At 20.3% G+C, this 25,993-nt stretch carries 22 protein-coding genes and 1 tRNA gene; 18 read left to right on the forward strand and 5 right to left on the reverse strand.

Going from position 1 to position 25,993, the window contains the following annotated elements; translation table 11 throughout:
• The first annotated feature begins 84 nt into the window (after positions 1-84).
• The 4 genes from RJD23_RS00350 to dapE all read left to right on the forward strand — a co-directional run bounded on the left by RJD23_RS00350 (position 85) and on the right by dapE (position 5,625).
• Positions 85-1,299, forward strand: a complete 1,215-nt coding sequence (locus RJD23_RS00350; RefSeq protein WP_343188388.1) for a beta-ketoacyl synthase N-terminal-like domain-containing protein — start codon at positions 85-87, stop codon at positions 1,297-1,299.
• A 108-nt stretch (positions 1,300-1,407) separates the two neighbouring features.
• A complete protein-coding gene (gene tal, locus RJD23_RS00355; RefSeq protein WP_343188276.1) occupies positions 1,408-2,358 on the forward strand; it encodes a transaldolase in 951 nt (316 codons plus the stop codon).
• A 52-nt stretch (positions 2,359-2,410) separates the two neighbouring features.
• Complete coding sequence (gene tkt, locus RJD23_RS00360; RefSeq protein WP_343188277.1) at positions 2,411-4,420, forward strand: transketolase; 2,010 nt, start codon at positions 2,411-2,413, stop codon at positions 4,418-4,420.
• 56 nt (positions 4,421-4,476) lie between these two features.
• The gene (gene dapE / locus RJD23_RS00365; protein ID WP_343188278.1) at positions 4,477-5,625 is read left to right on the forward strand and encodes a succinyl-diaminopimelate desuccinylase; all 1,149 of its coding nucleotides are present in this window, start codon (positions 4,477-4,479) and stop codon (positions 5,623-5,625) included.
• Positions 5,626-5,741: 116 nt separating this feature from the next.
• Here the strand turns inward: dapE and dapA are convergent, their stop codons facing one another.
• Complete coding sequence (gene dapA / locus RJD23_RS00370; RefSeq protein ID WP_343188279.1) at positions 5,742-6,614, reverse strand: 4-hydroxy-tetrahydrodipicolinate synthase; 873 nt, start codon at positions 6,612-6,614, stop codon at positions 5,742-5,744.
• A gap of 260 nt (positions 6,615-6,874) precedes the next feature.
• A complete protein-coding gene (gene aroC / locus RJD23_RS00375) occupies positions 6,875-7,936 on the reverse strand; it encodes a chorismate synthase (protein WP_343188280.1) in 1,062 nt (353 codons plus the stop codon).
• 182 nt (positions 7,937-8,118) lie between these two features.
• On the opposite strand from aroC, the gene smrB reads away from it, so the two are divergent.
• The 11 genes from smrB to metG all read left to right on the forward strand — a co-directional run bounded on the left by smrB (position 8,119) and on the right by metG (position 19,151).
• A complete protein-coding gene (smrB, locus tag RJD23_RS00380) occupies positions 8,119-8,643 on the forward strand; it encodes an endonuclease SmrB (RefSeq protein ID WP_343188281.1) in 525 nt (174 codons plus the stop codon).
• Between the two features lie 141 nt (positions 8,644-8,784).
• The gene (gene hisG / locus RJD23_RS00385; RefSeq protein WP_343188282.1) at positions 8,785-9,681 is read left to right on the forward strand and encodes an ATP phosphoribosyltransferase; all 897 of its coding nucleotides are present in this window, start codon (positions 8,785-8,787) and stop codon (positions 9,679-9,681) included.
• Positions 9,682-9,686: 5 nt separating this feature from the next.
• Positions 9,687-11,015, forward strand: coding sequence for a histidinol dehydrogenase (gene hisD / locus RJD23_RS00390; RefSeq protein WP_343188283.1), 1,329 nt, complete (start codon positions 9,687-9,689; stop codon positions 11,013-11,015).
• Positions 10,999-12,066 (forward strand): histidinol-phosphate transaminase, encoded by a 1,068-nt coding sequence (hisC, locus tag RJD23_RS00395; RefSeq protein ID WP_343188389.1) that lies wholly within the window; start codon positions 10,999-11,001, stop codon positions 12,064-12,066. The genes hisD and hisC overlap by 17 nt, the downstream gene beginning before the upstream one ends.
• A 32-nt stretch (positions 12,067-12,098) precedes the next feature.
• Positions 12,099-13,172 carry a bifunctional histidinol-phosphatase/imidazoleglycerol-phosphate dehydratase HisB gene (hisB, locus tag RJD23_RS00400; protein ID WP_343188284.1) on the forward strand — a complete coding sequence of 358 codons (1,074 nt, stop codon included), beginning with the start codon at positions 12,099-12,101 and terminating at the stop codon, positions 13,170-13,172.
• Entirely contained in the window at positions 13,169-13,774 is a 606-nt protein-coding gene (gene hisH / locus RJD23_RS00405) for an imidazole glycerol phosphate synthase subunit HisH (RefSeq protein ID WP_343188285.1), read from the forward strand. The genes hisB and hisH overlap by 4 nt, the downstream gene beginning before the upstream one ends.
• A gap of 3 nt (positions 13,775-13,777) precedes the next feature.
• A complete protein-coding gene (gene hisA / locus RJD23_RS00410; protein WP_343188286.1) occupies positions 13,778-14,524 on the forward strand; it encodes a 1-(5-phosphoribosyl)-5-[(5-phosphoribosylamino)methylideneamino]imidazole-4-carboxamide isomerase in 747 nt (248 codons plus the stop codon).
• Positions 14,494-15,270, forward strand: coding sequence for an imidazole glycerol phosphate synthase subunit HisF (gene hisF / locus RJD23_RS00415; protein WP_343188287.1), 777 nt, complete (start codon positions 14,494-14,496; stop codon positions 15,268-15,270). The genes hisA and hisF overlap by 31 nt, the downstream gene beginning before the upstream one ends.
• Positions 15,267-15,887 carry a bifunctional phosphoribosyl-AMP cyclohydrolase/phosphoribosyl-ATP diphosphatase HisIE gene (gene hisIE / locus RJD23_RS00420; protein ID WP_343188288.1) on the forward strand — a complete coding sequence of 207 codons (621 nt, stop codon included), beginning with the start codon at positions 15,267-15,269 and terminating at the stop codon, positions 15,885-15,887. The genes hisF and hisIE overlap by 4 nt, the downstream gene beginning before the upstream one ends.
• Before the next feature lie 58 nt (positions 15,888-15,945).
• Positions 15,946-17,349, forward strand: coding sequence for an NADP-dependent phosphogluconate dehydrogenase (gndA, locus tag RJD23_RS00425; RefSeq protein ID WP_343188289.1), 1,404 nt, complete (start codon positions 15,946-15,948; stop codon positions 17,347-17,349).
• A 170-nt stretch (positions 17,350-17,519) separates the two neighbouring features.
• Positions 17,520-19,151, forward strand: coding sequence for a methionine--tRNA ligase (gene metG, locus RJD23_RS00430; RefSeq protein ID WP_428994248.1), 1,632 nt, complete (start codon positions 17,520-17,522; stop codon positions 19,149-19,151).
• A 3-nt stretch (positions 19,152-19,154) separates the two neighbouring features.
• Here the strand turns inward: metG and tilS are convergent, their stop codons facing one another.
• Together tilS and RJD23_RS00440 are read right to left on the reverse strand one after the other, a co-directional pair.
• Positions 19,155-20,531 carry a tRNA lysidine(34) synthetase TilS gene (tilS, locus tag RJD23_RS00435; protein WP_343188290.1) on the reverse strand — a complete coding sequence of 459 codons (1,377 nt, stop codon included), beginning with the start codon at positions 20,529-20,531 and terminating at the stop codon, positions 19,155-19,157.
• Positions 20,498-20,571, reverse strand: a tRNA-Ser gene (locus RJD23_RS00440). Before RJD23_RS00440 ends, tilS begins: the two co-directional genes overlap by 34 nt.
• Before the next feature lie 114 nt (positions 20,572-20,685).
• Here RJD23_RS00440 and RJD23_RS00445 point away from each other — a divergent pair.
• Both RJD23_RS00445 and tyrS read left to right on the forward strand, forming a co-directional pair.
• Positions 20,686-22,887 (forward strand): hypothetical protein, encoded by a 2,202-nt coding sequence (locus RJD23_RS00445; protein ID WP_343188291.1) that lies wholly within the window; start codon positions 20,686-20,688, stop codon positions 22,885-22,887.
• A gap of 73 nt (positions 22,888-22,960) precedes the next feature.
• A complete protein-coding gene (tyrS, locus tag RJD23_RS00450) occupies positions 22,961-24,262 on the forward strand; it encodes a tyrosine--tRNA ligase (protein WP_343188292.1) in 1,302 nt (433 codons plus the stop codon).
• Here tyrS and RJD23_RS00455 read toward each other — a convergent pair.
• On the reverse strand, positions 24,249-24,602 hold the full coding sequence (locus RJD23_RS00455) for a HesB/IscA family protein (RefSeq protein WP_343188293.1): 354 nt from the start codon (positions 24,600-24,602) through the stop codon (positions 24,249-24,251). The two genes, tyrS and RJD23_RS00455, sit on opposite strands and share 14 nt — an antisense overlap.
• Positions 24,603-24,875: 273 nt before the next feature.
• Between RJD23_RS00455 and ydiK the strand changes: the two genes are divergently transcribed.
• Positions 24,876-25,943, forward strand: a complete 1,068-nt coding sequence (gene ydiK, locus RJD23_RS00460) for an AI-2E family transporter YdiK (RefSeq protein ID WP_343188294.1) — start codon at positions 24,876-24,878, stop codon at positions 25,941-25,943.
• The last annotated feature ends 50 nt before the right edge of the window (positions 25,944-25,993 follow it).

The raw sequence follows: 25,993 nt of genomic DNA on the forward strand, positions 1-25,993 counted from the left end.
TAATTTTATAATAAATTATAAATATAACATTGTTTTTTTAAAAATATATTTTTTAAAATTTTAATATTTTTTTTGGAAACTTTTATGAGAAGAGTAGTAGTAACAGGTATAGGAATATTATCTAGTATAGGAAATAACAAAAGTGAAGTTTTATATTCTTTGAAAAATTTGAAATCTGGAATTTCTTTTTCTAAAAAAATGCATAAATTAAATATGTTTAGTAATGTAATAGGAGATATAAAATTAGATAAAAAAAAAAAAATTGATAAAAAAATTTTTAAATTTATGAATTTATCAACAATATACTCATATTTTGCTTTTTTAGAAGCATTAGAAGATTCAAAGCTTAGTACTAAATTGTATCAAAAAAATTCTAGAGTAGGTTTAATAGCAGGATCAGGAAATTCATCATATAGTTCTCAATTTTTATTTTATAAATCTATTTATGAAAAAAAAAAAGTACATCCATATTTTGCTATACAATCACTTCCTTCAAATATTACTGCTTGTTTGTCTACATATTTTAAAATTTATGGAGTAAGTTATTCTATTAGTTCTGCTTGTACAACTTCATCTCATTGTATATGTAATGCTTTTGATTTAATAAAATATGGTAAACAAGATATTGTTTTTGCTGGTAGTGGAGAAGAAATAAGTTTAGAATCTATATATAGTTTTGATATAATGCGTGTTTTATCTAAAAATTATAATAATAATCCTACAAAATCTTCCAGAGCGTTTGATTCTAAAAGAGATGGCTTTGTAATTTCAGGAGGTAGTGGTTTTTTGGTTCTAGAAGAATTAGAATTAGCTATTTCCAGGAAAGCTAATATATATGCAGAAATTTTTAATTATGCATCTGTTTCAGATGGATTTAATGTAATCTTGCCTTCTTCAGAAGGATCTGTGAGGTGTATGAAAAAAGCTATTAAAGGAATAAAAAAAAAAATTGATTATATAAATGTACATGCTACTTCTACTAAAATAGGAGATATAGTGGAATATAAATCTATTTTAAAAGTTTTTGGCAAAAAATATTTTCCATTAATTTCATCTACTAAATCTATTACAGGTCATTCTTTAGGATCATCAGGTGTGCATGAGATTATTTATACTATATTAATGATTAAAAATAATTTTATTGTGCCATCTGTTAATATAGATAAAGTTGATAACTCTATTTCCACAAAAAATATTGTAATGAAAAAAATTAAAAAAAAGATTATTTTTGCTATGTCCAATAATTTTGGTTTTGGTGGAACTAATGTAAGTATAATTATAAAAAATTTTATATTATAAATTTAATTATATAAAAAATTATAATATATATATTATTATATAACTTTATATTATAATAAAAAAAATATTTTTTAAATTATTTTTTTTTAGTATGTAGGAGTTAAAATTTTGAATCAATTAGATCAATTAAAAAAATATAGTACAGTAGTTATAGATACAGGTAATTTAGATTTAATAAAGCAATTTAATCCGCAAGATGCTACTACTAATCCGTCTTTAGTATTAAATACTATTAAGTCATCTTGTTATAAAAATTTAATATCCAATTCTATAAATTATGCTAAAAAAATTGGTGGCACTTCAGAGGAGATAATATTAAATGCAAGTAATAAAATCTCTGTGGATTTAGGAACTGAAATTTTAAAATTAATTCCAGGTAAAGTATCTACTGAAATTGATTCTAGATTTTCTTTTAACAAAAATTTATGTATATATGAAGCTAAAAAAATTATAAAATTATATGAAGAAAATAATATTAATAAAAATAGAGTTTTAATAAAATTAGCTTCTACATGGGAGTCTATACAAGCAGCTAAAGAGTTAGAAAAAGAAAATATAAATTGCAATTTAACTTTACTGTTTTCTTTTGCTCAAGCTAGAGCATGTGCTGAAGCTAAAGTTTTTTTAATATCTCCTTTTGTGGGTAGAATTTATGATTGGTATTTAAAGAATAAACTTTTAAAAATTAATTCCAATTATAAAGATCCAGGAGTTAAATCAGTTAGAAAAATTTTTAATTTTTATAAAAAAAATAATTACAAAACTATTATTATGGCTGCAAGTTTTAGAAATACTGAACAAATATTATCACTTTCTGGTTGTGATTATCTAACTATTTCTCCTATACTATTGTCTAAGTTAAAATCTAATAATACAATTATCGATAGAAAACTATTTTTACCTGAAATAAATGTTTCTAAAAAAAGTAAATTAACTGAATCAGAGTTTCGTTTTCAACATAACAAAGATGCTATGGCTGTAGAAAAACTTTCAGAAGGAATAAGACAATTTAGTTATGATCAAGAAAAAATAGAAAATATTATAAGAAAAAATATGTAGTATTAAAAGTTTTTTAAAATTTAAATTTTTTAAATAAATGTAAGGGTATCTTATGTGTTCAGAATTATTGTTATCTAATGCAATAAGAGCATTGAGTATTGATGCTATACAAATGGCTAATTCAGGACATCCTGGTATGCCGTTAGGAATGGCTGATATAGCTCAGGTATTATGGAGAAAACATTTTAAACATAATCCTGAAAATCCTAATTGGTACAATAGAGATAGATTTGTTTTATCTAATGGTCATGGATCTATGTTATTATATAGTTTATTACATTTAACTGGATATGATCTATCAATAGAAGATCTAAAAAATTTTAGACAATTTGGATCTAAAACTCCAGGACATCCAGAAAAAAATGTAACTCCAGGTGTAGAAATAACTACTGGTCCTTTAGGACAAGGATTATCTAATGCAGTAGGTATGGCTATATCAGAAAATGTTTTAAGTAAAAGTTTTAATAGAGAAAAAATTAAATTAATAGATAATTATACATGGGTTTTTGTTGGAGATGGTTGTTTAATGGAAGGTATATCACATGAGGCTTGTTCTTTGGCTGGTCACTTAAAATTAAATAAGTTAATAGTTTTTTATGACAGTAATAATATTTCAATTGATGGAAATGTTAAAGGATGGTTTACAGAAGATATAAAAAAAAGGTTTGAATCATATAATTGGCATGTAATTGAAGATGTTAATGGTCATGATCATATTGAAATAAATAATGCTATTAAAAAAGCAAAAAGTTTATTAAATAAACCAGTAATTATAATATGTAAAACTTTAATAGGTTATGGATCTCCTAATAAAGAAAATTCTGCTGAAGTTCATGGATCACCATTAGGTGAAGAAGAAATTAAGTTAACAAAAAAACGATTAAATTGGATATATAAACCATTTTTTATTCCTGATAAAATATATAAAAAATGGAATTTTGTCAATAAAGGTAGAAATTTAGAAAAGAAATGGAACAATATATTATTAAAATATAAAACAAAATATCCTAAATTATATAAAGAATATATAAGAAGAATGGAAAAAAAATTACCTAAAAAGTTTAGTAAAAATTTTTTTAATTTTATTAAGAAAACATCAAAATATTACAATGATATATCTACTAGACAATCTTCTCAAAATTCTATAGAAGTTTTGGGAAAATATTTGCCTGAGCTTTTAGGTGGGTCAGCTGATTTGTCTCCTAGTAATTTAACAAAATGGTCTGGATCAAAATCTATATATAATAATTCTCCGGGTAATTATATAGATTATGGTGTGAGAGAATTTGGTATGACTGCTATTGCAAATGGTATATCTAACTATGGTGGTTTCATTCCTTATACTGCAACATTTTTAATGTTTATGGAGTATGCAAAAAATGCTGTTAGAATGGCAGCTTTAATGAAAATGCATCATATTTTCATATATACTCATGATTCTATTGGATTAGGCGAGGATGGGCCTACACATCAACCTATAGAGCAATTGTCTAGTTTAAGAATTATACCAAATTTAAATGTTTGGAGACCTTGTGATCAATTGGAAACTGCAGTATCTTGGAAACATTCTATAGAGAGAAAAGATGGTCCATCAGCATTAATTTTATCAAGACAAAATTTAAAATTTATAAAAGAAAACAAAAAAAATTATAGAAACATATGTATGGGTGGATATATATTAAAAGATTTTTCGGATGATCCTAATTTAATAATAATTTCTTGTGGATCAGAATTAAGTATTGCATATGAAGTTTCAATCATATTAAGCAAAAGTAATTATAATGTACGTTTAGTATCAATGCCTTCTACAAATTTATTTGACTCACAAGACGTTTCATATAAAAATAGTGTATTACCATTAAAAATAGAAAATAGAGTTTCTATAGAAGCTGGTACTTCCGATTTTTGGTTTAAATATATAGGTTATAATAATTTATCAATTGGAATAAATAAATATGCAGATTCTGCTCCTGGAAATATTTTATTTAAAAAGTTTGGTTTTTGTACTAGTAAAATAGTAAAAAAAATAAAAAATTTTTTTATAAGAAAGATAAATTGTTAAATTTATTTATATTAATAAATTGATATATACATTTATATTTTTAGTGAGAATATTTTATGATTTGCCCTATTTTAAAATTAGCGAAAAAATTAATTTCTATCCCGTCTATTAGCCCTAATGATTTAGGTTGCCAAAAAATCATTTGTAATAGATTAATTAAAATTGGTTTTTCTATAAAATATTTTAATATAAAAGATACTAAAAATATTTGGGCTGAAATAGGTAATAATAATGGTAAAACTATAAATTTTTTAGGCCACACTGATGTAGTACCTCCTGGAGAAATTTCAAAATGGAAGTTTTATCCTTTTAATCCAACTGTTTATAAGAATAATTTATTTGGAAGAGGAGTTGCTGACATGAAGGGGGCTATAGCGGCATTTATCACAGCTATAGAAAGATTTTTATTAAAATATAGTAATCAATATAAAGGTAAAATTACAATTTTGTTAACTTCTGATGAAGAAGGAAGTGGAAAATATGGAATAAAAGAGGTTGTTAAAAACCTTATTAATGAAAAAATAAAAATAAATTATTGCATAGTTGGAGAGCCTACTAGTAAAAAATTTTTAGCAGATACCATAAAAAATGGTAGAAGAGGATCTTTAAATGTTGAAATACATATATTTGGAAAAGGAGGTCATATTGCCTATCCTAAATTTTCTGAAAATATAATACATAAAACATGTTTTTTCATAAATGATTTAATAAAATTTAATTGGAAAGAAAATATAAAACATTATGATGAAAGAACTTGTGTCCAAATTTCTAAGATAAGATCAAAAGATGTTGTAGAAAATTCGCATTCAGAAAGTTTATATATTAGAATTAATTTTAGGTTTAGTTATAAAAATAATGTAGAAAAAATAAAATTATGTGTACAAAATTTATTAAAATTACATAACATAAAATATAAAATCTTTTGGAGATTATCAGGAAGCCCGTTTATAACTAAAAATGGATTACTTTTGGATGCTGTTAAAAAATCTATTTTTCTTTTTAATAAAATGCACCCTAATATTTCTACTTCAGGGGGAACTTCAGATGGTAGATTTATTTCTTCTATGAAGTCTGAAATAATAGAATTAGGATTATTAAATAGTAATATACATAAAGTAAATGAAAATGTTAAAATATCTGATTTAAAAAAATTAAGTTTAATTTATGAAAATATTATAAAAATATTATTTTTAAATAAAGATTAAATTTTAAATTATAATTTTGTTTTTAATATGTTTTTTATTATAATACACGGAGTATCTAATAGACACTCTGTGTATTTTTATTTTTTTTTATATTAATTTTTTAAATTTATATTTTTTTATATTATTTTTTTTAGCGTATTATTTAATACATTTTGATTTTTTTTAGTTAATTTTGTTAATGGTAGTCTTACATAATCATGGTTAATTATACCTAATTTTTTTGCCGCCCATTTTATTGGTATAGGATTTGTTTCTATAAATAATAATTTATTCAATTTATAAATTTCAAAATTAATTTTTCTAGCTTTTTTAAATTTTTGATGTATAGCTAATTTACATATTTTAAAAATTTTATAAGGAATTATATTAGCTGTTACAGAAATTACTGCATGTCCTCCTAATTGTATAAAATCTAATGCTGTATTGTCATCACCACTTATTAATAAAAATTTTTTATTTACTAAGGATTTTATATGATTTACTCTAGATAAATCACCGCTTGCTTCTTTTATTCCAATTATATTTTTTAATTTAGATAGTTTTAAAACTGTTTCTGGGAGCAAGTCTACACCAGTTCTTTGTGGTATGTTGTATAATATTTGTGGTAAATTAGTATTTTTGGAAATTTCATTAAAGTGTTTAAACATTCCTTTTTGAGTAGGTTTATTATAATATGGTACTACACTAAGGCATGCTGATATTCCTGAATTTTCTAATTTTTTTGTTAGTTGTATAGCTTCATAAGTGGAATTAGAGCCAGTACCTGCGATTATTGGTATTTTTTTTTTAGCATATTTTACTGTTTTTACTATAATATTATAATGTTCTTCTTGTGTAAGAGTAGCAGATTCTCCTGTAGTCCCTACAGAAACAATAGCATTAGTATTATTTTTTATATGATATTTTACTAATTTTTTTAAACTTTTATAACATATTTCTCCATTTTTTTTCATAGGAGTTATTAAAGCAACAATACTTCCTTTAAACATATTAACTCTCTCTTAGCATAAAGAATTTTTATATAAAATATAATTTATTAAAAAATGTTTAAAATTAAAAATTTATCTAAAAAAAAAATAGTTGTTGAAATATTTTTTTTTATCAATTTTTATGAAGTAACTGGTTAAAAAAAATTATTATTTAAAATTACACATTTTACTAAATATTTATTTTTTTTTATATAATGTATTATATATTTCATAATAAATTGTGAATTGATAATTTTTATATAAATATTTTTTAAAAATTTTTATTTTCCACATTGTGCTTTATGTCTTAGTATATGATCCATTAAAACAATTGATGTCATAGATTCTGCTATAGGAACTGCTCTTATTCCTACACATGGATCATGTCTTCCTCTAGTAATTATTTCAGTATTTTCATTTTTTACATTTATAGTTTTTCCTTTTATTCTAATACTAGAAGTTGGTTTTAAAGATATAGTTAATATTATATCTTCCCCATTACTTATGCCTCCTAAAATTCCCCCAGAGTGATTTGACATAAATCCGTTATTACTAATTTCATCTCTATTTTCTTTGCCTGTTTTACTAGCAACTTTAACTCCATCACCAATTTCTACAGATTTTACTGCATTAATTCCCATTAATGCATGCGCTAAATCTGCATCTAGTTTGTTAAATACTGGTTCTCCTAATCCTATTGGTACATTTTTTACTATGATTCTTATTTTGGCTCCTATTGAATTTCCCTCTTTTTTCATTTTTTTTATAATTTTTTTTATTAAATCTACTTTTTTTTCTTCTCCACAAAAAAATGGATTCTTTTTTATAGTTTTGAAATTTTTCATTTTACAAGATATATTACCTATTTTTTTTAAATATCCTATTATTTTTATATTATATTTTTTTTTTAAATATTTTTTAGCAATGGCTCCTGCGGCTACTCTCATACATGTTTCTCTTGCTGATGATCTACCCCCTCCTCTATAATCTCTAATACCATATTTTTTTTCATATGTGTAATCTGCATGACCTGGTCTATATATATTTTTTATTTCATCATAATCTTTTGTTCTTTGATCTTCATTTTTTATTATTAAACCAATACTAGTACCAGTAGTTTTGCCATTGAATATTCCTGATAATATTTTTATTTTATCTTGTTCTTTTCTTTGGGTAGTATATCTAGAATTTCCTGGTTTTCTTTTATCTAGTTCTTTTTGTATATCTTTTTTACATATTTTAATTCCTGGTGGCATTCCATCTATTATACATCCTAAAGAATGACCATGAGACTCTCCGAAAGTAGTTACACAAAATATTTTTCCTATAGTGTTTCCTGACATTTTATAACCTTATAAAATTTAATTTTTAATTTTTCTTTGAAATTATTATATACATAATTTATATGTTTAAGAAATTTTTATTATTTTTATCTTTTATAAAATTCTTTTGTTTAAAAAAAAATAAAATTTATGATATTATTAAAAATTTATTATTTTTTTGTAATTTGTTGTTTGGTGAAATTATGAATAGAAAAAAATTTGTTTCTTATAATGATTTTAATTTATTTAAAAAATCTTTTAATAAAATAAAAAAGATAGTGCAAGATAATGTTTTTCATACTAGAAATAATTATTGTGAAAAAAAAAATTTTTATAGAAAGTTATGTTTTGAAAAAGATTTTCATAATTATTCTTTGTCTAAAAAAAAGTCAAATAGTAGATTATCTTATAAACCAATAAAATATGTTAGATCTAATTGTTTTAATAAAAATTTGAAAGAAATAATTTATGGAAACTTTTTTCCTGAAATTTTTTTAGATGTACATGGATTAAACATTATTGAAACTAAAAGAGAATTAGCTAGTTTGTTAACTTTTTGTCATAAAAAAAAAATTTCTTGTATTAGTATTATTCATGGTCATGGTAAAGAAATTTTAAAAAAGCAAATACCATTTTGGTTATCTAATCACCCTGATATAATTGCTTTTCATGAAGCTCCGAGAATATATGGAAAAAGTTCTTCAATTTTTGTTATTATTGAAATTTAATTTTTTTAAATATTTAAAATATATTATATTTATATTTTGTGAAAAACAATTAATTTTGTAAAATATACATGTTTTACATTTAATTATATTTTTTATAATTATATTTTTAAAAAAGTTTAAAAATTAAGAGAGATATTTAAAATGTATGATAATAAATTGAGAATAGCTATACAAAAATCTGGAAGACTTAGTAAAGATTCAAGAAGATTATTATATAATTGTGGTATAAAAATAAATTTTCAAAAAAATAAATTAATATCTTTTTCTGAAAACATGCCAATTGATGTAATGTGTGTTCGAGATGATGATATACCAGGATTAGTTATAGATGGTATAGTAGATTTAGGAATAGTTGGTAGAAATGTTTTAGAAGAGGAGGTATTAAAAAGAAAATTTAAATCTGAAAAAATATCTTTTAAAATATTAAAACATTTAGATTTTGGTATATGTAGATTATCTATAGGAATACCAGCGGAAAAAAAATATCATGATATTAATTGTTTAAATGGATTAAGAATAGCCACTTCTTATCCTTATATATTAAAAAAGTATTTTAATAACAAAAATGTTTCTTTTAAAATTTGTAAATTAAATGGATCTGTTGAAGTAGCTATTAGAGCAGGATTAGCAGATGCTATTTTTGATTTAGTTTCTACAGGTGAAGCTTTAGTATCTAATGGATTAAAAGAAGTAAAAGTTATACATAATTCTAGCGCATGCATAATACATAATAAAAATAATTTTAGTGATTTTAAAAAAAATATTATAGAAACATTTATTTCTAGAATAAATGGTACTATAAAAGCAAGAGAATCTAAATATATAATGTTACATATATCTTCCAATAAAGTAGATAATGTAGTTAAATTATTTATAGATTCTGAAAAACCTACTATATCAAAGTTGTTAGGAAGAAAAAATATGGTAGTTATGCATATTGTAAGTAGAGAATCAATATTTTGGGAAACTATGGAAAAATTAAAAAATTTAGGTGCTAGATCTATATTAGTTTTGCCAATTGAGAAAATGTTGGAGTAATAAAAATGTTTATAAAAAATAAAATATATGATTGGAAAAGTTTAAATGATTTAGAAAAAATTAAAGTATTAAATAGACCGGCTTCATTTCTAAGTCAAAATGTTAAAAATGAAGTTAAAAATATTTTAGAAAATGTTAAAAAATTTGGTGATTCAGCTATATATAAATATTCTTACATTTTTGATAAAATAAAAATAAATAAAATAAAAATAAATTGTAAAAAAATTAAAAAAGAAAATATTAAAATATCTAAAAAATTTAAAAATGCTATATTTTACGCTAAAAGAAATATAGAAAAATTTCATATTTTACAAAATAATTTACAAGATTTATCTATAAATATAGATAAAGGAATTAATTGTAGATATACATTTAATCCTATAAATAATATTGGAATTTATATACCTAAAGGAGTCAATTCTAATTTAATATCTACCATGCTAATGTTATGCATACCAGCTAATATAGCAGGATGTAAAAATATTGTTATTTGCTCTCCTCCTAAAATTAGTAATGAGCTTTTATATGTAGCCAAAATTTGTAATATACGAAAAATATTTCAAGTAGGGGGAGCTCAAGCAATTGCAGCTATGGCATTTGGAACTAAAACAATTCCTAAAGTAAATAAAATTTTTGGGCCTGGCAATTGTTATGTAACAGAAGCAAAATCTCAAATTAGTATTATGGATAATGTATGTACTAGTATTGATATGATCGCTGGCCCGTCTGAGCTATTAATAATTTCTGACAAGTATTCTAATCCTGATTTTATAGCATCTGATTTAATATCTCAGCTTGAACATGGTAAAGACTCTCATGTAATATTAATAACTAATCATAAACCTTTATTTAAAAAAGTTTTTAATTCTTTAAGAATACAATTAAATGATATTCCTAGGAAAAACATTGTTGAATTTTCTTTATCAAATAGCAAATTTATTTTGACAGATGATTTAATTAATTGTATAAAAATATCTAATTTATATTCTCCAGAGCATCTTGCTATATATACTAAAAATTTTAAATCATTGTTAAAATATGTAGAAAATGCTGGATCTATTTTTTTGGGGCAATGGTCTCCTGAATCTATTGGTGATTATGCATCTGGAACTAATCATGTATTGCCTACATATGGTTATGCATCATCTGTATCTGGAATAGGATTGAAAGATTTTATAAAAAATATTACAATTCAAGAATTAACTTATGAAGGTTTTTTAAAACTTTCTAATACTGTAGAAACTTTGTCTTCTGTAGAAGGATTAGAAGGTCATAGAAATTCTATTTATATTAGAAGAAAATATTTAAAGGAGAAATATAATCTTGGATTTTAAAAAGTTAGTTAAATTTGACATAAAAAAATTTTCTTCATATAAATCAGCTAGAAGTTTATGTGTTAAAGGAAATATTTGGTTAAATGCAAATGAATCTCCAATTAGTTATGAATTTTCAACAGTAAACAAACATTTAAATAGATACCCAGATTCTCAATCTAAAGATATACTTTATAAATATTCTAAATATTCTAATATAGATTATAACAACATATTAATTAGTAGAGGTATAGATGAATCTATTGAATTATTAATAAAAACTTTTTGCAATCCTTTTGTAGATAAAATAATATATTTTTATCCAACATATGATATGTATAAAATTACTGCAGAAATATTTGGAGTAGAATCAATTAAAATTTTTTTAAAAAATGATAGTTTAAAAAAATATGAAAAAATAAAAAATAATATAAATTATATAAAATTAATATATATTTGTAGACCTAATAATCCTACTGGATGTTTAATGTCTAAAAAAGAATTAATAAATATATTAGAAATTACTTTTGGTAAAGCTTTAGTAATTGTAGATGAAGCATATATTGAATTTTGTATTTTAGAAAGTGTAGTGCCTTTAATAAAGAAATATTCTAATTTAGTTGTATTAAGAACACTTTCTAAAGCATTTGGATTAGCTGGTATAAGATGTGGTTTTACTTTAGCTAATAGTGAAATTATAAAAATTTTGAATAAAGTAATATCTCCATATCCTATACCAAGTATAACGTATGAAATTGCTAATTTTGCATTAAATAAATCTTTTTTAAATTTTATGGAAAAAACTGTATTAAAATTAAATAAAAACAAAAATTGGTTGTTAAAAGAATTAAAAAAAATTAGTTATGTTAAAAAAATTTTTAAAAGTTTTGCGAATTATATATTAGTTGAATTTTATGACTCTAGTTTTATTTTTAAAAACATGAATAAAAAAGGAATAATATTAAGAGATCAAAGTTATAAAAAAGGATTAAAAAATTGCATAAGGATTTCTGTAGGAAATAAGATAGAATGTAAAAAATTAATTTATGAACTGAAAAAAAAAATATTATAAAATTCTATAATAATTTGTCAAAAATCGAAATTATGAAAAAAAAATTTTTATTTATAGATAGAGATGGAACTATTATTAATGAACCTTTATCAGATTTTAAAATAGATTCAATAAATAAATTAAAATTTGAAAAAAATGTGTTTTCTGTTTTATCAAGTTTTAAGAAAAAAGACTATCATTTTGTAATAGTTACAAATCAAGATGGTTTAGGAACAAAAGAGTTTCCTAAAGAAAAATTTAATTATGTAAATAATTTTATTATTAATGTTTTTTTGTCTCAAGGTATAAAATTTTATGACTTTTTTATTTGTCCTCATTATTTAAAAGAAAATTGTAAATGTAGAAAACCTAAAATTGGATTGTTAAAAAAATTTATTAAGAATAATAAAATAGATAAAAAAAATAGCTTTGTTATAGGAGATAGAAAAACAGATATAGAGTTTGCTAAAAATATTGGAATTAAAGGGATTTTATATAATAAAAATAGTTTTAATTGGAGTAAAATTAAAAAAAAAATAATTTATAGTAATGAAATAATAAAGTTTAATAGAATTACGAAAGAAACTAATGTTTTAATCAATTTAAATATTAATAAATATGTTAAAAGTAAAATTAATACTGGAATAAAGTTTTTAGATCATATGTTAGAACAATTTTCTTTTCATGCTAAAATTTATTTATTTATAAAAGTTATAGGTGATTTGCATATAGATGATCATCATACTATAGAAGATGTAGCTATTTCACTAGGAAGATCTATTTTAACAGCTGTTAAAAAAAGAAAATATATTAATAGATTTGGTTTAGGTATAATACCTATGGATGAAAGTATATCTAAATGTGTATTAGATATTTCTGGAAGACCTTACATTAAATTTAATACTAATTTAAGTGGTAATATATTAGGAGATTTAAATTTAAATATGATAAAGCACTTTTTTTATTCATTAAGCTATTCAATGAAAAGTACTATACATTTTAAATCTTTTGGAGAGAATGATCATCATATTTGTGAAAGTATATTCAAATCTTTTGGAGTTGCTTTTAGAAAGGCAATTTTTTCTAATTGTAACAATATTCCTAGTACTAAAGGGGTTTTATTATGATTTATAAAATAGTTATATTAGATACAGAATCTTCTAATGTATCTTCTTTAATATGGTCTATTAATAGATTAGGATATAAACCTATTGTTTCTAATGATTTAAATGTTATTAAAAAATCTGATAGATTATTTTTGCCTGGTGTTGGTACAGCACAATCTGTAATGAATATAATTAAAAAAAAAAATCTTTTGAATGAAATATTAAATTATAAAAATCCTATTTTAGGTATTTGCTTAGGAATGCAAATATTTTGTAAATATAGTGAAGAAAGTAGTAATAATAATATAACAAAAACTTTAAACATTTTTAAAGATCATGCATCTTTAATAAAATCTAATAGATTGCCTGTTCCACACATTGGATGGAATAATGTTGTGCATAATAATAAAAGTGTTTTATTTAAAAATATATTACAAGGATCTAGATTTTATTTTGTGCATAGTTATTATGTTCCAATAAATAAATATACTGTTTCTTACACTTTTTATGAAAAATATTTTAGTTCAGCTATACAAATAAAAAATTTTTTTGGAGTTCAATTTCATCCAGAAAAATCAGGAAATGTAGGTTCATTATTATTAAAAAATTTTTTGGCGGTATAAATTATGATAATTCCATCATTAGATATATTAGATAATAATATAGTTAGATTATATCAAGGTAATTATAAAAAAATAAAATTTTATGATAATAATTTATTTTTTTTAATTGAACAATATAGATTAAATGGAGCTAAATTATTACATTTAGTTGATTTAAATGGAAGCAGGGATCCTAAAAAAAGACAAATTAAGTTTATTGATAAAGTTGTTAAAAATATAAATATACCTGTTCAAATAGGAGGAGGTATTAGAAATATTGAAGATATAGAAAGTTTATTATTATCTGGAGTAAAAAGAGTAGTTATAGGATCTATTGCTATTAACAATCGTGAAGAAGTAAAAAAATGGTTTATAAAATATAGTGAAAAGCTTGTATTAGCTGTAGATGTTTTTATTAATGATAAAAATATAAAAGAAGTAAAGATAAATGGTTGGAGAGAAAAAACTAATGTAGATATGATAGATTTAATTTCAGAATATGTAGAACATGGTATGAAATATTTATTGTGTACTGATATAAAAAAAGATGGAACATTTAACGGCCCAAATATTAGTTTGTACAAAGAAATAGTAAAAAAGTTTAATAATTTATTAATTCAAGCATCTGGAGGAGTGAGTTGTTTAAAAGATATAGAAGAAATTAAATCTACTGGTGTTAATGATGTTATAGTTGGAAGAGCTCTTTTAGAAAATAGATTCAATTTATCGGAGGCTATTTCATGTTGGCAAAAAGGATCATTCCTTGTTTAGATATAAAAAATAATAAAGTAGTTAAAGGGAAAAAATTTAGAAATCATAAAATTATTTCTGAAGATATTTTATCTTTAGTAAGTAGATATGTTAAAGAGGGAGCTGACGAATTAGTTTTTTATGATATCACTGCTTATACAAGTAATAAATTAGTAAACAAAAATTGGATATATAAAATATCAAAAATTTTAGATATACCATTTTGCGTGGCCGGGGGAATTAAAAGTATTGAAGATGCTAAAAAAATATTGTCTAATGGTGCAGACAAAATATCAATAAATTCTTCAGCAATTGATAACCCAAAATTAATTAGTAAATTAGCAGATAAGTTTGGTAAACAATGTATAGTTGTTGGAATTGATTCTATGTTTGACAGAATATCAAAAAAATATTTTGTTTTTAAATATACAGGAGATTCTTCTAAAACAATTAAAACTAATATATATACTTTAGATTGGGTTAAGAAAGTGCAAAAGCTAGGAGCCGGAGAAATAGTTTTAAACGTAATAAATTTTGATGGTTTAAATTCTGGATATGATATAAATCAATTGAAAAGTATTAAAAAGATTTGTAAAGTCCCATTAATTGCTTCTAGTGGAGCAGGTTGTTATAGTCATTTTTACAAAGTTTTTTTGAAATCTAATGTGGACGGTGCGTTAGCTGCATCTGTTTTCCATAGTAAAAGAATTAATATTAAGAAATTAAAAAATTATTTATTTGAAAAAGGTATAGAAGTTAGATTATGATTAATAAAAAATATATTAGTTTAATAAATTGGAGTAAAGTTAATAATATAATTCCAGTAATAATACAGCATAAATTGTCTGGTAAAGTTTTAATGCTAGGATATATGAATTATGAAGCATTAAAAAAAACTATTTCTAAAAAAATTGTGACTTTTTTTTCTAGAGTTAAAAATAGATTATGGACTAAGGGAGAAACATCAGGAAATTACTTAAAAGTTATAGATATTATATTAGACTGCGATAATGATAGTATATTAATAATAGTTAATCCTTTAGGTAATACTTGTCATTTAAATAATAATAGTTGCTTTAAATACAAAAATACTATTTTTGATTTTTTATATAAATTAGATAATAAAATAGAATATAAAAAAAAAAATAGTAAAAATTCTTATACTAAAAAACTTTATAAATCTGGAATTTATAGAATATCTCAAAAAGTTGGAGAAGAGTCTGTAGAAACTATATTAGCTGCTACAAAAAAAGATACTGATGAATTAATTAATGAGACATCTGATTTAATTTATCATATATTAGTTTTGTTGCATGCAAAAAATTTAAGTTTATATAATGTAATTTCTAAATTGGTTGAACGTAATAAAATTAATAAAAAGTAATTTAACATTTAATAAATTTTTAAAAAAAAATATTTATATTTTTTATATGAGGAACAATATGGAAAAAAGACAAATTGGAGTAGTTGGAATGTCTGTTATGGGAAGTAATTTATGTTTAAATTTAGAAAGAAATGGTTTTTTTGTTTCTATATTTAATAGATCTTTTGAAAAAGCTAAAAAAATAGTACTTGATAATCCTAATAAAAACATCTTTTGTTTTGAAAAAATTAAAGATTTCGTAAATTTTATTAAAACTCCTAGATGCATTTTATTAATGGTTAAATCAGGTAAAGTTACTGATAAAACAATTGAGTTAATAATTCCACATTTAAATAAAAATGATATAATAGTAGATTGTGGCAATTCTTTTTATAAAGATACTATACTAAGAGAAAAATATTTAAATAAAATAGGAATAAATTTTATTGGCGCTGGAATTTCAGGTGGAGAAAAAGGTGCTTTGTTTGGACCATCTATTATGCCTGGTGGTAATAAAAAAGTTTATAATTCTATTAAAAATATATTTTTTAAAATATCAGCTAATTATAAAGGAGTTTCATGTGTTGATTATATAGGTCCAAATGGTTCTGGTCATTATGTAAAAATGATTCATAATGCTATAGAATATGGAGATATGCAAATTATATCTGAATCTTATTCTTTATTAAAAAATTTGCTTAAATTAGACAATTATGAAATATCAGAAATTTTTAAAAAATGGAATAAAGGTGAATTAAATAGTTATTTGATAGAAATAACTAAATATATTTTTTTAAAAAAAGATAGTTCAGGTAAATATTTGATAGATTTAATTTCTGATGTAGCCAAAAATAAAGGCACAGGGAAATGGGCTAGCATAAATTCATTAGAAATAGAATCTCCTTTATCTTTAATTACTGAGTCTGTGTTTTATAGATATATATCTTCTTTAAAAATGGAAAGGACGTGTGCTTCTGATATATTAAAAGGCCCAGTTATTGATTTTTCTTGTAAAGAGAAAAACTTTTTTATAGAAGAATTAAGAAAATCTCTGTACTTTAGTAAGATAATATCTTATGCTCAAGGTTTTTCTCAAATGCATTTAGCTTCTAAATTAAATAATTGGAATTTAAATTATAAGAATATTGCTAAAATTTTTAGAGCCGGGTGTATAATTAGAGCTAAATTTTTAGATAAAATAATGTTAGCTTACGAAAAGAAAAGTAATTTAAATAATTTATTATTAGATGATTATTTTACTAAAATAACTTTTTCATATCAAAATTCATTAAGAAACATTTTGTCTACATCTATAAAATATGGTATACCAGTTCCTGCTTTATCTTCTGCAATTTCTTATTATGATAGTTATAGATCAAAAAGACTTTCTTCAAATTTAATACAAGCTCAAAGAGATTTTTTTGGATCACACACATACGAAAGAATAGATATGGATGGAAATTTTCATACTAATTGGAAATGATCTTTTAATTTTTTTTAACAAAAATATAATAATTTATTTAAAATATTTTCTAGCTATAAAAATTTTATAAAATTTTATAGCTATAAAAATATTTATTAATATAAATTGTTTAATAAAACATTATTTTTTATTTAGTTAATTAATTATTTTATAAGTTTTAAATTATTATTATGAAAAAAAAAAATTTAGTTACTTGTGCTTTACCATATGCAAATGGTCCTATTCATATAGGTCATTTATTAGAACATATTCAAGCGGATATATTTGTTAGATATAAAAGAATGATTGGAGAAAAAGTTTTTTTTATATGTGCTGATGATGCTCATGGTACAGCTATTATGTTAAAAGCTGAAGAAAAAAAAATTTCTGAAAAAATTTTAATTAAAAAAATTTTAGAAGATCATAAAAAAGATTTTTTTAATTTTAATATAATTTATGATAATTATCATTCAACACATTCTAAAGAAAATCTATTTTTTGTGAAAAAAGCATTTTATTTATTAAATAAAAAGAAATTAATATATATTAAAAAAATAAATCAATTTTATGATATAAAAAAAAAAATGTTTTTGTCAGATAGATATATAAAAGGAACTTGTCCAAATTGTAATTGCAAAAATCAATATGGAGATAATTGCTCATTATGTGGTTCTTTTTACTCAGTTATGGATTTATTATCTCCGAAATCTGCTATTTCTAAAAGTGATCTTGTGTTAAAAGATACTACTAATATATTTTTTAATTTATCTTATTTTGAAAAAATTTTAAAAAAATGGATTGTTTCTGGTGTATTAGACAATGCAATTTCTAAAAAAGTTATGGAATGGTTTGAAAATGGTTTAAAACATTGGTGTATCTCAAGAGATCATCCATATTTTGGTTTTAAAATTCCTGGTTTTAAAAAAAAATATTTTTATGTTTGGTTAGACGCTCCTATTGGATATATTAGTACATTTAAAAATTTAACTAACAAAAATAGTAAAATAAGTTTTAATGAATTTTGGAAGAAAAATAGTAAAAATAAATTATATCACTTTATAGGAAAAGATATAATTTATTTTCATAGTATATTTTGGCCTGCATTGTTAGATGTAATGTCTTTTAGAAAGCCTACTAAAATATATGTTCATGGTCATGTGAATATAAATGGAAAAAAAATTTCTAAATCAAAAAATAGTGTAATAACTGCAAAAAAATGGTTAAAAAATTTTAATTCTGATAGTTTACGTTATTATTATGCTTCTAAAATTTCTAAAAATTCGCAAGATATAAATATTAATGCATATGATTTTTTTAATAAAATAAATTCAGGATTAGTAAATAATGTTGTAAATTTAGCTATGAGAAACGCTAGTTTTATAAATAAATATTTTGATGGCATGCTTTCTAAAAAAATATATGACATTAAAAATTATAAAAGTTTTATTTTAAAAACAAATAAAATAGATTTTTTTTTTAAAAACATGCAATATAAAGATGTAATTAATGAGATTTTAAAAATATCTAGTTTCGCTAATTTTTATATTAACAAAAAATCCCCTTGGGTATTTATAAAAAATGTTAATAAATTTAATTATGTTCAAAATGTTTGTTCTCTTGGTATAAATTTTTTTAGAATAATTATGATTTATTTGAAGCCAATTGTTCCAAGTTTATCACACAAAGTTGAATTTTTTTTAAACACAAAATTAAATTTTAAAAATATAAAACGTCCTTTAATAAATCATAAAATTTCTAATATAAAAATTTTATATAAAAAAATATTTATAGAAGATTGCAAAAAATTTTTTGAAAATAAATAGTTTTTATATGTCATTTATCCAAGATATATGCCAATGTTTTTTAATATTTTCTTTGCTTTTTGACAAAAACAAACCAATTGCGGATATAAATGTTTCATTATAAAATAATAATGGAATATAATTCCTATATAAAATAGGTATTTTTAGTCGGTTTAAAATTTTTTTAATTTTACATTTTTTATTTATTTCATGTGTCAAAATTTTTTTTGAAAAATTAAATCTAATATTTACTAAATCTGTTTTTTTTGGAGGAGGTACTTTCATTCCATTTTTACTTTTTTTTATTTTACCTAATTCATGTGGTAAAATAATTTTTTTAAAAGGATAGTGGCAAAAAATTATTAAATTTTTGATATTTGGAATTAATTTGCAATAAAATATTATATTTTTATATTTTTGCAACTTATATTTTTTAAAATACATAGAAGGAGACTTATTTTTTTTTGTTAATATTATATCTTTATATATTTGATGATTTTTTTTGTATGAAATAAATTTTTTTGTTAAGTCGTGCATCCAATATCTTATAATTAAGATTATTATTTCTTTAGGAAATTTTATTATTTTTTTTATTTTTATTTCTGTTTTACTTAATTTGCATTTTTTTAATATAGAATGGATAAAAAAATTTATAACTTTTTTGTTTTCTTGACATATTTTTGTAGTTCTATAAAAATTTTTTAATAAAAAAGGCCATTTACTTTCAAGTATTGGAATTATTTTTATTCTAACAAAGTTTCTTTCAATATTTATATTGAAATTACTTTTATCTGTAATCCATTTTAATTTTTTTTTTATAGCCCATTTTTTTAAAATTTTTTTTTCAAATTTTATAAATGGTCTGATTAATAATTGTTTTTTATTGCCAAATTGTATAACTTTTTTTATACAAGATAGACCATCTGGTCCGCTTCCTCTTTTTAATGCTAATATTAATGTTTCGCATTGATCATTTAGATGATGTGCAGTCATTAATATTTCACGTTTTAACAATTCTTTTTTTATAATTTTATATCTATGTATTCTTAATGAACATTCTATATTATTTTTATATTTTTTATTTATTTTCTTTAATATAATTTTTATATTATTTTTTTTACATTGTTTATAGCAATGATAGCTCCATATATCAGAGTTTTTATTTATAGAATGATTTATATGTATTGCTCTTATTTTTATTTTTTTATTTTTTTTTTTTAATTCAATTAATTGATATAATAATACTGTAGAATCTAATCCACCGCTATATGAAACTAATATTTTTTGGTTTGGTTTTATATATTTAATAATATTTTCTATTAATAGTTTTTTTTTTTCATTGTAAAAGTTTTTATTATATAAATTTATACGTCCGAGTGGATTCGAACCACTGGCATCCATCATGTCATAATGGCACTCTAACCTGCTGAGTTACGGACGTAAATATTATTTTAATAATAATATATAAAAAAATAATTTTCAACATTATATTTATTTTTATTTTATTTATTTTTTGATATGTTTAATATATTTTAAATTTTTAATAATAATTCTTATGTGTAACATTATGTTTGTTGTTAAAGTTATGTTATTTATACCTATAAACAAAACTTTTGCGTATTTATATAATTTTAAAAAAAAACCTATAGTTGGAGGCAGAGTAATAATAAATTTTAAAAAAAATAAAAGTGTAGGAATTATATTGTCTTATAAAATATATAATAAAAATAAAAAAAATATAGAATTAAAATATGTAGATTCTATAATTGATAATTTTTCTATATTTAATTATTATGTTTGGAACACTATATTAAAATGTTCTAAATATTATAGATGTTCTATAAATTTTATCATTTTTTTTGGAGTTCCTAAATTTATAAAAAAAGGTAATTCTTTTAAAAATAAGTTAAATTTTGTTTGGTCAATAACTAAGCTAGGAAGATTAATAGATATAAATATTTTAAAAAAAACTCCTAAACAATTCTATACTTTGTCTTTATTAAGAAAAAAAAATATAGATAAAATATTTTTAAAAAAATGTAATATTTCAAATTATATATTTTCTCAACTTTGTAAAAAAAAATTATGTGAAAAAGTTTATAAAGATTTTAAAATATCTTTTATTAACAAAAATAAAATAAATAATAATTTTTTTTTAAAATCTAATGACGTTTTTTGTAAATATATTAATAGAATTTTAAGTAATTTGAATAATTTCAGTACATGGTTAATAACAGATAATTTATTTTATATGAAATTAAAATTTTATTTCGCTTTATTTAAAAATATATTAAAAAATGATTTAAAAATATTGTTCATAGTTTCTAATTTGTATATGTTGAATAAAATAAAAAATGAAATAAAAAAAAATATGTCATATCCTATATATTCTTATCATTCTAAGCTTACAGATAGTAAAAAAATAAAATGTTGGAATGAGTTTCAAAAAAAAAATGCTTCAATAATAATTTCTACCAAAGTTGGAGTTTTTGTTCCTATTAAAAATTTAGGAATAATTATATTAGATGAAGAAAATAATTTATCTTATAGAGTTTTAGGTAAGTGGACATTTAACTTAAAAAGTGTAATCCTATTAAGGTCTTATTATGAAAAAATTCCAGTTATTTTAGAGTCTTCTGAGCCAAATTTAAGTACATTATATAATGTTCAAAAAAACAAAATAAATTGTATTAAAATATCGAATGACATATTAAATTTTTATAAAAATTTAAAAAAAATATTAATAGACATTAAAATTGAAAGATTTAGAGGTGTTTTTTCTTTATCTTTAATAAAAGAAATTAATTTTCATTTAAAAAATAATTATAATATATGTTTAATTATAGATGGATTTTCTTATATGTTTTATTTTGTTAAATGTTTTAAATGTAATTATATTTTTAGATGTAATGTATGTTATCAAATTTGTGAATTTAAAATTCATGAAGGTGTTTTTGTTTGTAGATTTTGTTTTAATATAAATAAAGAATTTAAATGTTTATATTGTAAATGTGAAAAATTTGTTTATAGTCGTTGTAATACTTCTTTTTTAATAAAAAATATTAAAGAAATTTTTGATAATACTGTAATTATATTTTTAGATAAAAATAACACAAACAAAAATATTAAATTTTTTTCTAAATCTATTTTTATAAGTAAAAAAAAATACCTTTATAAATATAATTTGTATAATATTAAATTATTAATTTTTTTATATATAGATTATTATTTTTTATTTCCAAATTTTAGATCTACAGAATATTTTAGTCAAATATATTATAGTATAATAAGATTATTTTTAGAATCTTATAATTCTTCTTTTAAAATAATTATACAAACTAATTTAATTTATAATATGTTGTTTAAAAAATTAATTTATAATGGTTATAATAATTTTTCTAAATATTTATTAAAATGTAGAAAGAAATATAAATTACCTCCATTTAGTTTACATGCAATTTTTAGAATAGAAAGTAATAAAAAACATAAAATTTTATTTTTTTTAAAATATATAAAACCTTTTCTGGAAAAAATATCTAAAAAAGAGAAAAAATTTTGGTTTATGTGTTCTAATTATATTTTTTTAGAAAAATATAAAAAATTTTTTTATTATAATATATTATTTTCTAATAATACTAAATTTGCTTTAAGAAAAATTTTTGATAAAATATTAAAATATTTTAATAAATTTTTATCTTATAATAAAATATATTTAATATTTGATATAGATTCAGTACAAATTATTTCATTTTATTAGTTAAATACTAAAGTTAAGTTTATTTTTAAAATATTTTTAAAAAATCAATATTAACATTATAAAGAAAAAATTTATGTTAAATAAAATAATAATAAATGAATTTAAAAAATCAGGTATAATAGATAAAATTACCGATGAAAAGAGTTTTTTAGAAGAAATTAAAAAAAATAAAAATATTACATTGTATTGCGGGTTTGATCCTACTTCTGATAGTTTACATATAGGTCATATATTACCTTTGTTATTTTTGAAAAAAGTTCAAAAATATAAAAATAAAATAATAATTTTGATAGGAGGGGCTACTAGTTTAATAGGAGATCCTAGTTTTAAGGATGATGAAAGAAAGCTTATTAGTAAAAAAAATATTTTAAAGTATCAATCTAAATTATTTGATCAGATATCATATTTTTTAAATAAACATTTTGATATTAAAAATGTTAAAATTATTAATAATTATAATTGGTTTAATGATATGAATATTTTAAAATTTTTAAGAAATGTAGGAAAATATTTTAATATAAAAAATATGATACAAAAAACTTCTGTTAAAAAAAGAATAAATAGAATTGATAAAAATATGTCTTTTACAGAATTTTCTTATAGTTTATTACAATCATATGATTTTTCTTACTTATATAAAAATTATAATACTATATTACAAGTAGGAGGATCAGATCAATGGGGTAATATTGTATCAGGAATAAATTTAACTAAAAAATTATATAACAAAAAAGTTTTTGGAATTACAATTCCATTATTTACAAAAAAAAATGGAAAAAAATTTGGTAAAAGTGAAAAAGGATCTATTTGGTTAAATAAAAGAAAAACATCAGTTTTTGATTTTTATCAATTTTGGATAAACATTTCTGATGAAGAGTCTAATTATTTTATTAAAATATTTAACTTTTTAGATTTATTTAAAAAAAAAATTTATAATAATACAACAACCATAACATATAATATTATAAAAAATAAAAAACTTTTAGCTGATTCAATAACAAGATTTGTTCATGGTTATAAAGATTTTTGTATAGTTAAAAAAATTTCAAAAATATTATTTAATAAAAATTTCATTAAAATTAGTAATTTAAATTTTATATTTTTAACAAAAAAATATGTTGGAATACCAAAATTTTATATAAATAATAAAAGCACTTTAGAAGAAATTTTATTAAAAATATCTTTTACTAATTCTTTAAGTAATTCTAGAAAAATTATTTTGTCTGGATCAATAAAAATAAATAATGTTGTAATAAAAAATTGTAAACATGTTTTTAATAAATCAGAAAAAAAATTTTATCAATATTTTTTATTATCTAAAGGGAAAAAAAATTTTTGTGTTTTACAGTATGAACATATTATTAATTTATGTTAAAGCTTTTCCCACACCCACAAAAATTTTTTATATTATAATTTTTAAATTCAAAATTTTTATTTAATCCATTACTTACAAAATCTATCTCAGTATTTTTAAATATGTTTAAAAATTTTTTTGATATTAATATTTGTATTTTTTTATTTATAATTATTTTTTTTTTATTTTTTGTATAATCTTTAACATTTTCAATAAATTTCATTTTATATTTTAATCCAGCACAACCAGTTTTTTTTATATATATTTCTAAAATTTTAGAATTATATTTTTTTGTTAAAATTTCTATTTGTTTTATTGCATTTTTTGTAATTTTTATATTTTTGTATGTTTTTTTTTTCATATTTTGTATATTGATTTTATTTTTTTTTATAATAAATAAATAATTTTTAATTTTATTATATATTATAAGTTTTTACAAAAATATTTTACAGTATTTTATTTTATTTTTTTAATAATAATTATCTTGTTAAAAATACGTTTATATTATTAAAATTAAGTTTTAAAAGTTTTTCAAAAATATAATATTACATTATTAACATTTTAATTAAATTAAAATTTTAATATGATCTATTTATATAAAAAATAATTTAGTAATTTTTGAGGTATTATTTTTATGAAAAATTTAAAATTATTTATGTATTCTAAAAAAGAAATATTTTCTTTAATTTTTATTTTTTTAATGTCATTTTTAAGTTTTTTGGTAATAAAACCATTTATTTTTAGTTTTATTTGGTCGTGTATAATAGTAACATCTACATGGCCGATTATGTTAAAATTGCAAAAATATTTTTATGGTAAGCGTTATGTTGCTATAATTATAATGGTAATTTTTACTTTTTTGTTTATATTAGTTCCAATATTGTTATTTTTTAATATATTAATATATAATTTTAAATCTTTTATAATTTTTTTGTTTTCTAATAGTTTTAAGTTTCCTGAGCTTTCATATTTAAGAAATATTCCTTTAGTTGGAAAAAAAATATTTTTTAATTATAAAAATTTAAATGTTAATCATGGATCTGATTTTATTACATATTTACAACCTTATCTTGTAAAATTTTCAGAATTTTTTTTTATAAAAATAGGATATGTTAGTTCTATAATAATACAATTAAACTTTATATTAATATTTAATGTATTTCTTTATTTTAATGGAGAAAAATTTTTAGAAATAGCAAAAAATTTAGCTTGTAGAATTTCTTATAGGTATGGTAATTCTATGTTGTTATTAGTAGGAAAATCTATTAGAACAATATCTTTAGTAATTTTAGTTACTACTATTGTTCAAACTTTTTTAGGTTGGATAGGATTAATTATTTCAGAAATTCCAAATTGTTCTTTTTTTTTATTACTTATATCATTATTTTGTTTTATTCAATTAGGACCTCTTCCTATTTTAATACCATTGTCAATATGGTTATTTTTAAACAATAATTTCATTTTTGGCACAATACTTTTGTTTTGGAGTTTTTTTATATGCATATTAGATAATATATTAAGACCCATATTAATACGTTTAGGAATAAGATTACCCTTTCTTCTTATATTATCTGGAGTTATTGGTGGTTTAATTTCTTTTGGAGTAATAGGTGTTTTTATTGGACCAATAATTTTAGTTGTTATGCATAGGTTAATATTATCTTGGATATATAATAGATCATCTATTTCAAGATTTTTTTGAAACTTTTATATATTATATTATTTAACATTAGATTTCAAAATTTTTAATTT

Source organism: Buchnera aphidicola (Ceratoglyphina bambusae) (genome assembly GCF_039363085.1).
Lineage (GTDB): Bacteria > Pseudomonadota > Gammaproteobacteria > Enterobacterales > Enterobacteriaceae > Buchnera_G > Buchnera_G aphidicola_E.

Bases quoted from the DNA above. Each gene is read 5' to 3' on its own strand.
- gndA (WP_343188289.1), top strand. From the start codon at position 15,946: ATGGAAAAAAGACAAATTGGAGTAGTTGGAATGTCTGTTATGGGAAGT.
- hisF (WP_343188287.1), top strand. From the start codon at position 14,494: ATGTTGGCAAAAAGGATCATTCCTTGTTTAGATATAAAAAATAATAAA.
- smrB (WP_343188281.1), top strand. From the start codon at position 8,119: ATGAATAGAAAAAAATTTGTTTCTTATAATGATTTTAATTTATTTAAA.
- dapE (WP_343188278.1), top strand. From the start codon at position 4,477: ATGATTTGCCCTATTTTAAAATTAGCGAAAAAATTAATTTCTATCCCG.
- hisB (WP_343188284.1), top strand. From the start codon at position 12,099: ATGAAAAAAAAATTTTTATTTATAGATAGAGATGGAACTATTATTAAT.
- dapA (WP_343188279.1), bottom strand. From the start codon at position 6,614: ATGTTTAAAGGAAGTATTGTTGCTTTAATAACTCCTATGAAAAAAAAT.
- RJD23_RS00445 (WP_343188291.1), top strand. From the start codon at position 20,686: ATGTGTAACATTATGTTTGTTGTTAAAGTTATGTTATTTATACCTATA.
- hisH (WP_343188285.1), top strand. From the start codon at position 13,169: ATGATTTATAAAATAGTTATATTAGATACAGAATCTTCTAATGTATCT.
- hisA (WP_343188286.1), top strand. From the start codon at position 13,778: ATGATAATTCCATCATTAGATATATTAGATAATAATATAGTTAGATTA.
- RJD23_RS00350 (WP_343188388.1), top strand. From the start codon at position 85: ATGAGAAGAGTAGTAGTAACAGGTATAGGAATATTATCTAGTATAGGA.
- tkt (WP_343188277.1), top strand. From the start codon at position 2,411: ATGTGTTCAGAATTATTGTTATCTAATGCAATAAGAGCATTGAGTATT.
- hisIE (WP_343188288.1), top strand. From the start codon at position 15,267: ATGATTAATAAAAAATATATTAGTTTAATAAATTGGAGTAAAGTTAAT.
- ydiK (WP_343188294.1), top strand. From the start codon at position 24,876: ATGAAAAATTTAAAATTATTTATGTATTCTAAAAAAGAAATATTTTCT.
- aroC (WP_343188280.1), bottom strand. From the start codon at position 7,936: ATGTCAGGAAACACTATAGGAAAAATATTTTGTGTAACTACTTTCGGA.
- RJD23_RS00455 (WP_343188293.1), bottom strand. From the start codon at position 24,602: ATGAAAAAAAAAACATACAAAAATATAAAAATTACAAAAAATGCAATA.
- tilS (WP_343188290.1), bottom strand. From the start codon at position 20,531: ATGGATGCCAGTGGTTCGAATCCACTCGGACGTATAAATTTATATAAT.
- hisG (WP_343188282.1), top strand. From the start codon at position 8,785: ATGTATGATAATAAATTGAGAATAGCTATACAAAAATCTGGAAGACTT.
- metG (WP_428994248.1), top strand. From the start codon at position 17,520: ATGAAAAAAAAAAATTTAGTTACTTGTGCTTTACCATATGCAAATGGT.
- tyrS (WP_343188292.1), top strand. From the start codon at position 22,961: ATGTTAAATAAAATAATAATAAATGAATTTAAAAAATCAGGTATAATA.
- hisD (WP_343188283.1), top strand. From the start codon at position 9,687: ATGTTTATAAAAAATAAAATATATGATTGGAAAAGTTTAAATGATTTA.